Annotated in this window: 14 protein-coding genes; 12 read left to right on the top strand and 2 right to left on the bottom strand. The window is 44.4% G+C overall.

What is annotated here, in order from left to right; translation table 11 throughout:
- Positions 1-117 precede the first annotated feature (117 nt).
- The 11 genes from nusB to spo0A all read left to right on the top strand — a co-directional run bounded on the left by nusB (position 118) and on the right by spo0A (position 11,757).
- The gene (gene nusB, locus NSQ09_RS18100) at positions 118-513 is read left to right on the top strand and encodes a transcription antitermination factor NusB (protein WP_003230256.1); all 396 of its coding nucleotides are present in this window, start codon (positions 118-120) and stop codon (positions 511-513) included.
- Positions 514-524: 11 nt separating this feature from the next.
- Positions 525-1,376 (top strand): bifunctional methylenetetrahydrofolate dehydrogenase/methenyltetrahydrofolate cyclohydrolase FolD, encoded by an 852-nt coding sequence (folD, locus tag NSQ09_RS18095; RefSeq protein WP_003230259.1) that lies wholly within the window; start codon positions 525-527, stop codon positions 1,374-1,376.
- Between the two features lie 137 nt (positions 1,377-1,513).
- Positions 1,514-2,860, top strand: a complete 1,347-nt coding sequence (gene xseA / locus NSQ09_RS18090; RefSeq protein WP_015251733.1) for an exodeoxyribonuclease VII large subunit — start codon at positions 1,514-1,516, stop codon at positions 2,858-2,860.
- Entirely contained in the window at positions 2,857-3,111 is a 255-nt protein-coding gene (locus NSQ09_RS18085) for an exodeoxyribonuclease VII small subunit (protein WP_003226409.1), read from the top strand. The genes xseA and NSQ09_RS18085 overlap by 4 nt, the downstream gene beginning before the upstream one ends.
- On the top strand, positions 3,101-3,991 hold the full coding sequence (locus NSQ09_RS18080) for a polyprenyl synthetase family protein (RefSeq protein WP_003230262.1): 891 nt from the start codon (positions 3,101-3,103) through the stop codon (positions 3,989-3,991). The genes NSQ09_RS18085 and NSQ09_RS18080 overlap by 11 nt, the downstream gene beginning before the upstream one ends.
- Before the next feature lie 174 nt (positions 3,992-4,165).
- A complete protein-coding gene (dxs, locus tag NSQ09_RS18075; protein WP_017696433.1) occupies positions 4,166-6,067 on the top strand; it encodes a 1-deoxy-D-xylulose-5-phosphate synthase in 1,902 nt (633 codons plus the stop codon).
- Positions 6,064-6,909, top strand: coding sequence for a TlyA family RNA methyltransferase (locus NSQ09_RS18070; RefSeq protein WP_003230264.1), 846 nt, complete (start codon positions 6,064-6,066; stop codon positions 6,907-6,909). The genes dxs and NSQ09_RS18070 overlap by 4 nt, the downstream gene beginning before the upstream one ends.
- 97 nt (positions 6,910-7,006) lie before the next feature.
- Complete coding sequence (gene argR / locus NSQ09_RS18065) at positions 7,007-7,456, top strand: arginine repressor ArgR (RefSeq protein WP_017696434.1); 450 nt, start codon at positions 7,007-7,009, stop codon at positions 7,454-7,456.
- A 36-nt stretch (positions 7,457-7,492) separates the two neighbouring features.
- Complete coding sequence (gene recN / locus NSQ09_RS18060; protein WP_017696435.1) at positions 7,493-9,223, top strand: DNA repair protein RecN; 1,731 nt, start codon at positions 7,493-7,495, stop codon at positions 9,221-9,223.
- A 174-nt stretch (positions 9,224-9,397) separates the two neighbouring features.
- Positions 9,398-10,678: a SpoIVB peptidase gene (spoIVB, locus tag NSQ09_RS18055; RefSeq protein ID WP_041334924.1), complete on the top strand. Its 1,281-nt coding sequence runs from the start codon at positions 9,398-9,400 to the stop codon at positions 10,676-10,678.
- A gap of 275 nt (positions 10,679-10,953) precedes the next feature.
- The gene (spo0A, locus tag NSQ09_RS18050; RefSeq protein WP_341032268.1) at positions 10,954-11,757 is read left to right on the top strand and encodes a sporulation transcription factor Spo0A; all 804 of its coding nucleotides are present in this window, start codon (positions 10,954-10,956) and stop codon (positions 11,755-11,757) included.
- A 432-nt stretch (positions 11,758-12,189) separates the two neighbouring features.
- Here spo0A and NSQ09_RS18045 read toward each other — a convergent pair whose 3' ends face one another.
- A complete protein-coding gene (locus NSQ09_RS18045) occupies positions 12,190-13,308 on the bottom strand; it encodes an NADH-dependent flavin oxidoreductase (RefSeq protein WP_017696437.1) in 1,119 nt (372 codons plus the stop codon).
- Positions 13,309-13,379: 71 nt separating this feature from the next.
- Positions 13,380-13,532 (bottom strand): hypothetical protein, encoded by a 153-nt coding sequence (locus tag NSQ09_RS18040; RefSeq protein ID WP_129137781.1) that lies wholly within the window; start codon positions 13,530-13,532, stop codon positions 13,380-13,382.
- A gap of 307 nt (positions 13,533-13,839) precedes the next feature.
- Here NSQ09_RS18040 and NSQ09_RS18035 point away from each other — a divergent pair, with 307 nt between their 5' ends.
- A complete protein-coding gene (locus NSQ09_RS18035; protein ID WP_014480225.1) occupies positions 13,840-14,136 on the top strand; it encodes a hypothetical protein in 297 nt (98 codons plus the stop codon).
- Positions 14,137-14,148: the final 12 nt, after the last annotated feature.

The following is a 14,148-nucleotide window of genomic DNA, read 5'->3' as shown; positions in this document are numbered from 1 at the left end:
AATATTCGGCAATAGGGTAAAAAACCTTGATTTCAATATGCGGATACGAAAAAAATATGTTATGATCTCTTTGTGGCTTAACGACAAGCGGATAAAGAGGATCAAAGGAGAAAGAAAATGAAAAGAAGAACAGCAAGAGAAAAAGCTTTGCAGGCACTATTTCAAATTGATGTCAGCGATATTGCAGTGAATGAAGCCATAGAACACGCACTGGATGAAGAAAAAACAGATCCTTTCTTTGAACAGCTTGTACACGGGGTATTGGAACACCAAGACCAGCTGGATGAAATGATCTCCAAGCATCTGGTGAATTGGAAGCTCGATCGGATTGCCAATGTTGACCGTGCGATTTTGCGCCTGGCAGCATATGAAATGGCATATGCCGAAGACATTCCGGTTAATGTCTCCATGAACGAAGCGATTGAGCTGGCAAAACGGTTTGGTGATGACAAAGCGACAAAGTTTGTAAACGGGGTTCTTTCTAACATTAAATCTGATATTGAACAATCATAGGAGGAAAGAAAATGACTGCAACAATCATCGACGGAAAAGAAACGGCTAGAGAAAAACGCGAACAATTGGCAAAAGAGGTAGAAGAGCTTAAAAAGCAAGGCGTCACTCCCGGACTGGCGGTTATTTTGATTGGAGATGATCCTGCTTCTCACTCTTACGTGCGAGGAAAGAAAAAAGCGGCAGAAACAATGGGAATGAATTTCAAGCTCGATCAATTTGACAGCAGCCTCACAGAAGCTGAACTGCTTTCCATTATTGATCAATATAACCAAGACCCTGAGTTTCATGGCATTCTCGTTCAGCTTCCGCTCCCAGACCATATTTCTGAAAAAGCGGTGATCGAACGTATCTCTCCTGATAAAGATGTAGACGGTTTTCATCCGTTAAACGTAGGGAAAATGCTGCTTGGCGAAGATACGTTTCTTCCTTGCACGCCTCATGGAATTGTTGAGCTTTTGAAGAAAACCAATATTGACCTTTCCGGTAAAGAGGTTGTTGTAGTCGGCCGAAGCAACATTGTCGGCAAACCTGTCGGCCAGCTTTTATTAAATGAAAACGCGACGGTTACTTACTGTCATTCAAGAACAGAAAATATTACTGAACATACGAAAAAAGCGGACATCCTGGTGGTGGCAGTCGGCAGAGCCAACTTCATCAGTGCAGACCAGATCAAAGAGGGCGCTGTTGTCATTGACGTCGGCGTTAACCGTCTGGAAAACGGAAAGCTTTGCGGAGACGTTGAATTTGAAGGGGCAAAGGAAAAAGCGTCCTTCATCACGCCGGTTCCGGGCGGAGTAGGTCCGATGACCATCACGATGCTTGCGCATAATACTGTTAAATCTGCGAAACGTACGTTATCATAGATAATTGGAGATATTCACAGGCGAAATGTTTACCCGCCTTGAATATGAGCACGATACCCGCTTCTTCAGGCTCCTAAAGCCAGGGCGGGTTTTCTTTAGTTATGGTGCAGGAATGCTTAGGAGAGGAGTTTTTAGACATGGGTGAAGCAGCGTATGTGACCGTCTCAGCGCTGACAAAGTATATAAAACGAAAATTCGATGTAGATCCTCACCTTGAAAATATTTGGATTAAAGGCGAATTGTCGAATGTAAAGATACACACACGAGGGCATATTTATTTCACTTTAAAAGACGAAAACGCAAGAATGCAGTCGGTGATGTTCGCGAGACAAAGCGAGCGTCTGCCTTTTAAACCTGAAAACGGAATGAAAGTGCTGGTCAGAGGCGGAATTTCCGTATATGAACCGAGCGGAAACTATCAATTATATGCCAAAGAAATGCAGCCTGACGGGGTTGGAGCGCTTTATTTAGCGTACGAAGAATTAAAAAAGAAGCTTGCCGGAGAAGGTTTATTTGACGACCGCTACAAAAAACAAATCCCCGCATTTCCAGCCACAATCGGGGTTGTGACATCTCCTACGGGTGCCGCTGTCAGAGACGTTATTACAACTCTAAAAAGAAGATATCCCCTTGTAAAAGTCATTGTTCTTCCAGCGCTCGTACAAGGTGAAAATGCGAGCAGATCCATCGTTACGCGCATTGAAGAGGCAAATGAAAAAGAGATTTGCGACGTATTAATTGTCGGGAGAGGCGGCGGTTCGATAGAAGAACTGTGGGCATTCAATGAAGAAATTGTAGCACGCGCCATCTTTGCTTCCAATATTCCGATTATATCGGCAGTCGGACATGAGACGGATTTTACGATCAGTGATTTTGTCGCCGATATCAGAGCCGCGACGCCGACAGGAGCAGCTGAGATTGCTGTGCCTCATACCACTGATTTAATCGAACGCACAAAAACAGCGGAAGTCAGAATGACAAGAGCGATGCAGCAGCACCTCGGCCAGAAAAAAGAACGGATTCAAACGCTGCAATCGTCCTATGCCTTTCGTTTTCCAAAGCGTTTGTATGCGCAAAAAGAGCAGCAGTTTGACCTCGCGTACCAGCAGTTTCAAGCACAGCTGACCGCTCTTTTAGATCGGAAAAGCAGACAGCTGGAGCGTGAAACGTACAGATTAGAGGCACTGCATCCTCATGAACAGCTGAAACAAGCGAGAACACGATACCAGGAACAAACAAATCAGCTGAGAAAAAATATGAATATCCAAATGAAGCAGCTGCATTCCCAATTTCAAACCGTTCTTGGCAAGCTGAATGCACTAAGTCCTCTTCAAGTGATGGAAAGAGGATACAGCTTGGCTTATAAAGAAGATAAACTCATTAAAAGTGTCAGTCAAATAGAAGAGCAGGACCGGCTTGAAGTCAAGCTGAAGGATGGCGTGCTGACCTGTGAAGTATTAGAAAAGAGAGGGGAAGAAAAATGACAGACGTGAAAAAAAATGAAAACATGACATTTGAAGAAGCGATGAAAGGGCTTGAGAGCATTGTATCAAAGCTTGAAGAGGGAGATGTGCCTCTAGAGCAAGCCATTAACTATTTCCAAGAAGGCATGGCTCTGTCAAAAATGTGCCATGAAAAGCTGCAAAAAGTCGAAAAGCAAATGGACTTCATTTTAAAAGAAGACGGCGAACTGGCACCTTTCAGTGTTCAGGAGGAAGACGAAGGTGACAAATAAATTAACGAGCTTTCTGGCGGACCGGAAAAAAACAATTGAAAATCAGCTTTCTGTCTATACAGAAAAGCTTGATATGCCGGACTCATTAAAGAAATCTATGCTATATTCTCTACAGGCCGGCGGAAAGCGGCTGCGGCCTCTGATTGTACTGGCTGTTTTAAACGCATATGGAAAAAGCGAAAAAGACGGCATTCCGGTGGGCTGTGCTGTCGAAATGATTCACACGTATTCGTTAATTCATGATGATCTTCCATGCATGGATGATGACGATTTGCGCCGCGGGAAGCCGACAAACCATAAAGTGTTTGGTGAAGCGACGGCAGTATTAGCGGGTGACGGGCTACTCACAGAAAGCTTTAAGCTGATTACCTCCCACGTGTCAGACGAGGTGTCAGCAGAAAAGCGCCTGCGGCTTGTGAATGAACTGATTTCAGCGGCAGGCACCGAAGGCATGGTCGGTGGGCAAGTAGCTGATATGGAAGCGGAAAACCGACAAGTCACGCTTGAAGAGCTCGAATCCATTCATGAACGGAAAACGGCCAAGCTCCTTGGCTTTTGTGTAATAGCCGGTGCTATTTTGGCTGATGCGCCTGAGGAAGACATTGAAACACTGCGTACCTTCAGCAGCCACATTGGAATCGGATTTCAAATCAGAGACGATATTTTAGATTTAGAAGGCAGTGAAGAGAAAATCGGCAAACGTGTCGGCTCGGATACCACAAATGACAAATCGACATACCCGTCGCTTCTTTCATTGGAAGGGGCCAAACATAAATTGGATGTTCATATAAAAGAGGCGAAGCGATTGATCGGCGGACTCTCTCTTCAAAAAGACCTTTTATATGAGCTATGTGATTTAATTGCGGCAAGAGATCATTAAAACGATCCTAATTTGAAGCGGCTGCACGAGATATGGTAAAATGTAAGCAGTTTATATGAAAAATGAAAAGGAAAAGCGCGTTTGTCTTTTTTTATGTCTGAGATTATTGTCAGCTCGGCATGCAAAAGACATGTATCATTGCAGAAATTCATGCTGAAAGTGAGTTGATCCGCTTTGGATCTTTTATCAATACAGGACCCGTCGTTTTTAAAAAACATGTCCATTGATGAATTAGAGAAATTAAGTGATGAAATCCGTCAGTTTTTAATTACAAGTTTATCCGCTTCCGGCGGCCACATCGGCCCAAACTTAGGTGTCGTAGAGCTTACTGTTGCCCTGCATAAGGAATTTAACAGCCCGAAAGACAAATTTTTATGGGATGTAGGCCATCAGTCGTATGTCCATAAGCTGCTGACAGGACGCGGAAAAGAATTTGCGACGCTTCGCCAGTACAAAGGGCTTTGCGGATTTCCAAAGCGGAGTGAAAGCGAGCACGATGTTTGGGAAACCGGGCACAGCTCGACTTCTCTGTCAGGCGCGATGGGGATGGCAGCTGCCCGTGATATTAAAGGAACGGATGAATATATTATTCCGATCATTGGTGACGGCGCGCTGACCGGCGGTATGGCGCTCGAAGCCCTTAACCACATCGGCGACGAGAAAAAAGACATGATTGTCATCCTTAATGATAATGAAATGAGTATTGCACCAAATGTCGGTGCCATTCACTCTATGCTCGGACGGCTCCGTACTGCGGGGAAATACCAGTGGGTCAAAGATGAGCTTGAATACTTATTTAAAAAGATTCCGGCAGTTGGGGGCAAGCTTGCCGCCACGGCGGAACGAGTCAAAGACAGCCTGAAATACATGCTCGTCTCCGGAATGTTTTTCGAGGAGCTCGGTTTTACGTATTTGGGTCCAGTGGACGGACATTCTTATCATGAGCTGATTGAGAATCTTCAATACGCCAAAAAAACGAAAGGCCCTGTTCTTCTGCATGTCATCACGAAAAAAGGGAAGGGGTACAAACCGGCTGAGACCGATACGATTGGGACATGGCATGGTACCGGACCATATAAAATTAATACCGGTGACTTTGTAAAGCCGAAAGCCGCAGCTCCTTCGTGGAGCGGTCTTGTCAGCGGAACTGTGCAGCGAATGGCGCGCGAGGACGGACGCATTGTAGCCATTACGCCGGCTATGCCTGTCGGTTCAAAGCTTGAAGGTTTCGCAAAGGAATTCCCTGACCGGATGTTCGACGTAGGAATCGCAGAACAGCATGCCGCAACGATGGCGGCAGCTATGGCAATGCAGGGTATGAAGCCGTTTTTGGCGATTTACTCAACCTTCCTGCAAAGGGCATATGACCAAGTTGTCCATGACATCTGCCGCCAAAAAGCCAATGTGTTTATTGGAATTGACCGTGCAGGACTCGTTGGCGCTGATGGAGAGACACATCAAGGCGTGTTTGATATTGCGTTTATGCGCCACATTCCAAACATGGTCTTAATGATGCCGAAAGACGAAAATGAAGGCCAGCACATGGTTCATACAGCACTTAGCTATGACGAAGGCCCGATAGCGATGCGTTTTCCGCGCGGAAACGGACTCGGCGTAAAAATGGATGAACAGTTGAAAACGATTCCGATCGGTACGTGGGAGGTGCTGCGTCCGGGGAACGATGCTGTCATCTTAACATTCGGCACAACAATCGAAATGGCGATTGAAGCAGCCGAAGAGCTGCAGAAAGAAGGCCTTTCCGTGCGCGTTGTGAATGCGCGTTTTATTAAGCCGATTGATGAAAAGATGATGAAGAGTATCCTAAAAGAAGGCTTGCCAATTTTAACAATTGAAGAAGCGGTCTTAGAAGGCGGTTTCGGAAGCTCGATTTTAGAATTCGCTCATGATCAAGGTGAATATCATACTCCGATTGACAGAATGGGTATACCTGATCGGTTTATTGAACACGGAAGCGTAACAGCGCTTCTTGAGGAAATTGGACTGACAAAACAGCAGGTGGCAAATCGTATTAGATTACTGATGTCGCCAAAGACACACAAAGGAATTGGATCATGACGTCAAAGAAAGAACGATTAGATGTATTATTAGTGGAAAGAGGGCTGGCGGAAACGCGTGAAAAAGCCAAAAGAGCCATTATGGCGGGGATCGTCTATTCAAACGAAAACCGCTTGGACAAGCCTGGAGAAAAAATTGACCGCGACCTTCCGTTAACTGTCAAAGGAAACCCGTTGAGGTATGTGAGCAGGGGCGGCTTAAAGCTCGAAAAAGCGTTGAAGGAATTTCCCGTCTCTGTCAAAGATAAAATTATGATTGATATTGGCTCCTCCACCGGCGGTTTTACGGACTGCGCTTTGCAAAATGGAGCTAAACAGTCATACGCTGTGGATGTAGGCTATAATCAGCTTGCATGGAAGCTTAGACAGGATGAACGGGTCGTCGTGATGGAACGGACGAACTTTCGTTATGCAACACCGGCAGACTTTACAAAGGGCATGCCGGAGTTTGCCACAATTGATGTGTCCTTTATTTCACTGCGGCTCATCCTGCCTGTCCTAAGAACTTTGCTCGTACCGGGCAGCGACTGCATGGCTTTAGTTAAGCCTCAGTTTGAAGCGGGACGGGAATCCGTCGGCAAAAAAGGGATTGTCAGAGATCCTAAAGTGCATGCTGATGTGCTCAAGCGAATGATCAGTTTTTCTGCCGCTGAAGGCTATATCTGTAAAGGCTTGTCATTTTCTCCAATCACGGGAGGAGACGGAAATATTGAGTTTCTCCTTCATTTGCATTGGCCGGGAGAGGGACAGGAAGGCCAGGAGCTGCCGGAAGAAGAGATCATGCGCGTTGTAGAAGAAGCACATAAGACGTTAAAAGAAAAAAAAGCAGATGTACCGGAATAATAGGGCGCTATTATTCCTTTTTTCTGCATTCATGTACAATGTGCAGAGAATCATATAACATAAAAGAACAGATAAGCTTGGAAATAGAGGTGCTTACATGAACAAAGGCCAGAGGCATATTAAAATCAGAGAGATCATTACAAGAAATGAAATCGAAACGCAGGATGAATTGGTCGACATGCTGAAGCAGGATGGATACAAAGTAACGCAGGCCACGGTATCACGGGATATTAAAGAACTTCACCTTGTAAAAGTGCCTACAAATAATGGTTCTTACAAATACAGTCTTCCGGCGGACCAGCGTTTCAATCCGCTGTCTAAACTAAAGCGGGCATTGATGGACGCATTTGTGAAAATAGACTCAGCAAGCCATATGATTGTGCTGAAAACGATGCCGGGCAATGCCCAGGCAATCGGGGCGCTGATGGACAATTTGGACTGGGATGAAATGATGGGGACCATTTGCGGAGATGATACGATTTTAATTATTTGCCGGACTCCTGAAGATACAGAAGGCGTAAAAAACAGGCTGCTTGAACTGCTGTAACAGAAAATCTAACAAAGATAAGAGGTGTAATGCTGTTTGTTAGCTGAACTATCGATTAAAAACTTTGCCATTATTGAGGAACTGACGGTTTCTTTTGAACGCGGGCTTACGGTTTTAACAGGAGAAACCGGAGCCGGCAAATCCATCATCATAGATGCCATTTCTCTTTTAGTCGGAGGTCGCGGATCATCTGAATTTGTTAGATATGGGGAAGCAAAAGCCGAACTTGAAGGGCTGTTTCTGTTGGAGAGCGGCCATCCTGTTTTAGGCGTATGCGCTGAGCAGGGAATCGACGTTTCAGACGAAATGATCGTCATGAGAAGGGATATCAGCACGAGCGGGAAAAGCGTTTGCCGTGTCAATGGCAAGCTTGTCACGATTGCCTCGCTAAGAGAGATCGGCAGGCTTTTATTAGATATTCACGGGCAGCACGATAACCAGCTGTTAATGGAAGACGAAAATCATCTCCAGCTTTTGGACAAGTTTGCCGGGGCCGAAGTGGAAAGCGCGCTCAAAACGTATCAGGAAGGGTACCAGCGGTATATGAAGCTGCTCAAAAAGCTTAAGCAGCTTTCTGAAAGCGAACAGGAAATGGCCCATCGTCTTGATCTTATTCAATTTCAGCTCGAAGAAATCGAATCGGCAAAGCTTGAGCTTAACGAAGATGAACAGCTCCAAGAAGAGCGCCAGGAAATTTCAAACTTTGAGAAGATATATGAATCCCTGCAAAATGCATATAACGCGCTTCGCAGTGAGCAGGGCGGATTGGACTGGGTCGGAATGGCATCAGCGCAGCTTGAAGATATCTCTGATATTAACGAACCGCTGAAAAAACTGTCTGAAAGTGTTTCGAACTCCTACTATTTGCTTGAGGATGCCACATTTCAGATGAGAAATATGCTGGATGAGCTTGAATTTGATCCGGAACGCCTGAACTATATTGAGACACGACTTAATGAAATCAAACAGCTGAAACGAAAATACGGTGCCACTGTTGAAGACATTTTGGAATATGCTTCTAAAATTGAAGAAGAGATTGACCAAATTGAAAACAGGGACAGCCACCTTCAAAGCTTGAAAAAGGAGCTTGACTCCGTCGGCAAAGATGTCGCAGTGGAAGCGGCAAATGTGTCACAAATCCGAAAAACATGGGCGAAAAAGCTGGCTGATGAGATTCATCGGGAATTAAAAAGCCTGTACATGGAAAAATCAACTTTTGATACGGAATTTAAGGTTAGAACAGCGTCACGCAATGAAGAGGCTCCGCTTGTAAACGGCCAGCCCGTTCAGCTGACTGAACAAGGGATTGACCTGGTGAAGTTTTTAATTTCAACCAATACAGGTGAGCCGCTGAAATCCCTTTCGAAAGTCGCTTCAGGTGGAGAGCTGTCACGGGTGATGCTTGCCATAAAAAGCATTTTTTCCTCACAGCAGGATGTGACATCGATCATTTTTGATGAGGTTGATACTGGTGTAAGCGGCAGGGTCGCACAGGCAATCGCAGAGAAGATCCATAAGGTGTCAATAGGATCACAAGTGCTGTGCATTACACACCTGCCTCAGGTGGCTGCCATGGCGGATACGCATCTTTATATTGCGAAGGAGTTAAAAGACGGCAGAACGACGACACGTGTCAAGCCGCTCTCTAAGCAGGAAAAGGTAGCGGAAATCGGGCGCATGATTGCAGGTGTCGAAGTAACCGACTTAACGAAACGCCATGCGAAAGAACTTTTAAAACAAGCGGATCAAGTCAAAACAACTGGGTAAGCTGCGCGAGAAGCGCAGCTTATTTTTTTCGTGCACATCCATTCGTTCATCAGTATATCCAATGTTTTTCTTCATATGACAGTTATAAATAAGCCGTCAGAAGGCAAAATTAAATGATGTAGCAGCAAGTCATAAAGAAGGTGTGGGATAGGAGCGAGGAGAGTGAAGTAGTGAATGCCCGATAACATCAGAAAAGCAGTAGGTTTAATTCTCCTTGTTTCGTTATTAAGTGTAGGTTTATGCAAACCGCTAAAAGAATATTTATTGATTCCAACGCAAATGAGAGTATTTGAAACCCAAACACAAGCGATTGAAACAAGTTTATCGGTAAACGCTCAGACACCAGAATCCTCAGAAGCGTTTACAGTAAAGAAAGATCCGCATGAAATCAAGGTGACGGGCAAAAAATCAGGTGAGTCAGAATTGGTATATGATCTTGCCGGATTTCCAATTAAAAAAACAAAAGTGCATGTTCTTCCTGATTTAAAGGTTATACCTGGCGGACAATCAATCGGTGTAAAACTTCATTCCGTCGGTGTTCTTGTCGTCGGATTTCATCAAATCAATACAAGTGAAGGCAAAAAATCTCCGGGAGAAACGGCCGGAATTGAATCGGGCGACATCATTATTGAGATGAATGGACAGAAAATTAAAAAAATGAATGATGTAGCCCCATTTATTCAAAAGGCTGGGAAAACTGGTGAATCTTTAGACTTACTGATCAAACGTGACAAACAGAAAATCAAAACGAAGCTGATCCCAGAAAAGGATGAAGGAGAAGGCAAATACAGAATCGGGTTATATATCAGAGATTCTGCTGCCGGCATCGGCACTATGACCTTTTATGAACCGAAAACAAAAAAATACGGAGCACTTGGCCACGTGATTTCCGATATGGACACAAAGAAACCAATTGTAGTGGAGAATGGAGAAATCGTTAAATCCACTGTAACATCAATTGAAAAAGGGACAGGCGGTAATCCGGGAGAAAAACTGGCGCGATTTTCCTCAGAACGCAAAACGATCGGGGATATTAACAGAAACAGCCCGTTTGGGATTTTCGGCACACTGCATCAGCCGATTCAAAACAACATATCAGATCAAGCATTGCCGGTTGCGTTTTCTACCGAAGTCAAAAAAGGGCCGGCTGAAATTTTAACGGTTATTGATGATGACAAAGTAGAAAAATTCGATATTGAAATCGTCAGCACAACGCCGCAAAAATTCCCTGCGACAAAAGGAATGGTGTTGAAAATTACCGATCCAAGGCTGTTGAAAGAAACAGGAGGCATCGTACAGGGGATGAGCGGAAGCCCGATTATTCAAAATGGAAAAGTGATCGGTGCTGTCACCCATGTATTTGTAAATGACCCGACAAGCGGCTACGGTGTTCATATTGAATGGATGCTGTCAGAAGCAGGAATCGATATTTATGGAAAAGAAAAAGCAAGCTGACTGCCGGAGTTTCCGGCAGTTTTTTTATTTTGATCCCTCTTCACTTCTCAGAATACATACGGTAAAATATACAAAAGAAGATTTTTCGACAAATTCACGTTTCCTTGTTTGTCAAATTTCATTTTTAGTCGAAAAACAGAGAAAAACATAGAATAACAAAGATATGCCACTAATATTGGTGATTATGATTTTTTTAGAGGGTATATAGCGGTTTTGTCGAATGTAAACATGTAGCAAGGGTGAATCCTGTTAACTACATTTGGGGAGGAAGAAACGTGGAGAAAATTAAAGTTTGTGTTGCTGATGATAATCGAGAGCTGGTAAACCTGTTAAGTGAATATATAGAAGGACAGGAAGACATGGAAGTGATCGGCGTTGCTTATAACGGACAGGAATGCCTGTCGCTGTTTAAAGAAAAAGATCCCGATGTGCTCGTATTAGATATTATTATGCCGCATTTAGACGGACTTGCGGTTTTAGAGAGGCTGAGGGAATCAGATCTGAAAAAACAGCCGAATGTCATTATGCTGACAGCCTTTGGGCAGGAAGATGTCACGAAAAAGGCCGTCGATTTAGGCGCGTCCTACTTTATTCTCAAACCGTTTGATATGGAAAACCTTGTCGGCCATATCCGCCAGGTCAGCGGAAATGCCAGCAGTGTGACGCATCGTGCGCCATCATCGCAAAGCAGTATTATACGCAGCAGCCAGCCTGAACCAAAGAAGAAAAATCTCGACGCGAGCATCACAAGCATTATCCATGAAATCGGCGTCCCAGCCCATATTAAAGGCTATCTCTATCTGCGCGAAGCAATCTCAATGGTATACAATGACATCGAATTGCTCGGCAGCATTACAAAAGTCCTCTATCCGGACATCGCCAAAAAATTTAACACAACCGCAAGCCGTGTAGAAAGAGCGATCCGTCATGCAATTGAAGTGGCATGGAGCAGAGGAAACATTGATTCCATTTCCTCGTTGTTCGGTTATACTGTCAGCATGACAAAAGCTAAACCGACAAATTCGGAGTTCATTGCAATGGTTGCGGATAAGCTGAGGTTAGAGCATAAGGCTTCTTAAACATGAGCTTATTAAGTGGTCATTAAATCAAACGTCTTTTATTTATTAGTTTGCGCTGATAAATAGGAGGCGTTTTGTTTTGGGGACATTTGTTAGTATGGGAGAAGAATATTAAGTACCCGCATATAGTAAAGGATGGGTTTGAAAAGTAAGGAAAGCTAATGGCGTTATTACCTGCATTCTTGGTCCATTCATTAGATGTTTCCGTTGTAAAATGAAACCTTTCATCTGCAAAATCGTAAGTAAGGCGTATTCATGTAAAAAGGAGACGTACGAATGAAAAAGAAAAAAGCAAGAAAGCGTGAGGGGTTTTTCCTGGATTTTCTTTTCGAAGTTGGTGGGGAGCTCTTTCTTTTGCTGTTTAGATGTGTACACAAACTATTTATATAAAGGGAAAAAAGACTGCCGAATCGTTTCGGCAGTCTTTGCACATTAATCTTTATAAGGCACCCAGCCTGGCGTGTTCACAATTGCTTGCCATAGCGGTTCAGGCAAATGATATTTTTCTTTATCTGTGCCTTTGATCACTGTTTCGATTTGCTTTTCACGGCCTTCTTTTACTTTTACCGTCCAGTCAGGGTCAACTAGAATTTCGCGTCCCATAGCGACTAGCGGAATACCGTTTTCGATGACGGCAAGCGCGTCATCAGCGGAATGGATGGAACCGACGGCGATCAGCGGCACTTTGTTTCCGACACGTTCATTCAATAAGTCCATGCGTGTGCGAGTCGGATCTGCACCGCGGCGCGCTTTTGAGTTCACGTCCATCAGTGAGATATGAAGATAATCCAATTCTTTATCCCCTAAAGCATCAACAAGCGTATAAGTTTCAGTCATTGTCAATCCCGGTGTCTCAGGTTCTTCCGGAGACAGACGGTAGCCGACTAAGAACGCACCCTTCGCATGTTCTGAAGCGGCTTTTTTCACTTCATCGACAATAGCGAGCGGGAAGGCTAATCGTTTTTCATCGCTTCCTCCCCAGCGATCCGTGCGCTGATTGGTTTTCGGAGAATAAAACTGCTGAATTAAGTAGCCGTTTGCACCGTGAATTTCGACACCGTCAAAGCCGGCTTCAATGGCGCGTCTTGTCGCTTCTCCAAAAGCCTTCACAATGTTTTCCACTTCTTCTTCTTTTAATGCGCGAGCAATTTGTTTGCCGTTATCAAACACGTCACTTGGCCCCACAACATCCTGTTGAGGAACGAGCTCAGACGGGCACTCAATACCGCCGTGATGAATTTGCACAACGGCTTTAGCGCCTTGTGCCTGAATGGCTTGTGCTAACTTTTTTAAACCTGGAATGTTGGAATCGTCATGGATGGCCGGCTGCCCGGGGAATGCTTTTCCGTCAGGTGTAACATTTGCGCAGGCTGTAATCACCATTCCCATCTCTTTTGAACGGGGGATGATGTAGTCAAGCTCCGCTTCAGATATTGTACCGTCTTCATTAGAAGCGTAATGAGTCATCGGTGCTACTGCGATCCGGTTGTCGATTGTGACGCCGCTTTTAAACGTAAATGGTTCAAAAAGTGGCTTATACTTAGGATTCATTTGATCATCTTCTTTCGTTTGGATTCGCACATATTCTAGCCTATATGTAAAAATTAATGAATTGATCTGCTTTACCGACTGAATATCTTGAGTGCAGAGTGATGTTTTCGCCGCTCTTTTTCGGGGCCTTTGTAGCCGCCGCTGATTTGGTGGCCGATGGAGCATGTGATGACAGCTGCCGCCAGCAGCAGAACGAATTTTTTCATGGCTTTACCTTCTTTCAATAAAGTAAATATCCTTTAAAAGGTTACGCTTGGCTGACCCACCCGTCAAACGATTTGCTCACCCTATTCTCAAATTTTTTAAAATGAATAAAAAGTTGCTTCTTTCCGCTAATTTTTTCTAATTGGCGCCTCAATTAGAGCCATCCTCATAGACAAATCTGCTCGTTATCTTTCTAACAACAGGAAATGATCGGGTCGTATAGCCCTTTTGAAAATCATGGAACTTGCTCGCCTGCATTCGCGTTGTCTTTACAAATTCGCCATTCTGGTCAAAGATAAAAGCCAAACATCAGGAAGAGGTGGTCATGTGAAACAAACGGTTCTTTTGCTGTTTACTGCGCTCTTTCTATCGGGGTGCAGTGTTGCAAGTGCGGATGACTCAGTGCCAAGGTTTACCGAAGAGGGAAAATACATTGGCTCGGCTGATCCTCATACGATTGCGGTTTCTCTTAATGGAGAAGAAACCATGATACAAGTTCCGAAGGATAAACGTGATGAATGTGAATCACTGCCAGATCAGACACATGTCCTGGTGAAATATACAAAGAAGGATAATGGAACTTTACAGCTGGAAGATATTCAGCTGCGAAAGAACTCGTCATAAAAAGACCGGAGG

Source organism: Bacillus sp. FSL W8-1202 (assembly GCF_038006165.1).
Taxonomy (GTDB): domain Bacteria; phylum Bacillota; class Bacilli; order Bacillales; family Bacillaceae; genus Bacillus; species Bacillus subtilis.
Note: the sequence above shows the minus strand (reverse complement) of the source record. Positions and strands in the feature narration are given on the sequence as shown.

Coding starts and splice junctions, on each gene's coding strand:
- nusB (WP_003230256.1), top strand. CDS start 118: ATGAAAAGAAGAACAGCAAGAGAAAAAGCTTTGCAGGCACTATTTCAA.
- folD (WP_003230259.1), top strand. CDS start 525: ATGACTGCAACAATCATCGACGGAAAAGAAACGGCTAGAGAAAAACGC.
- xseA (WP_015251733.1), top strand. CDS start 1,514: ATGGGTGAAGCAGCGTATGTGACCGTCTCAGCGCTGACAAAGTATATA.
- NSQ09_RS18085 (WP_003226409.1), top strand. CDS start 2,857: ATGACAGACGTGAAAAAAAATGAAAACATGACATTTGAAGAAGCGATG.
- NSQ09_RS18070 (WP_003230264.1), top strand. CDS start 6,064: ATGACGTCAAAGAAAGAACGATTAGATGTATTATTAGTGGAAAGAGGG.
- argR (WP_017696434.1), top strand. CDS start 7,007: ATGAACAAAGGCCAGAGGCATATTAAAATCAGAGAGATCATTACAAGA.
- spoIVB (WP_041334924.1), top strand. CDS start 9,398: ATGCCCGATAACATCAGAAAAGCAGTAGGTTTAATTCTCCTTGTTTCG.
- NSQ09_RS18045 (WP_017696437.1), bottom strand. CDS start 13,308: ATGAATCCTAAGTATAAGCCACTTTTTGAACCATTTACGTTTAAAAGC.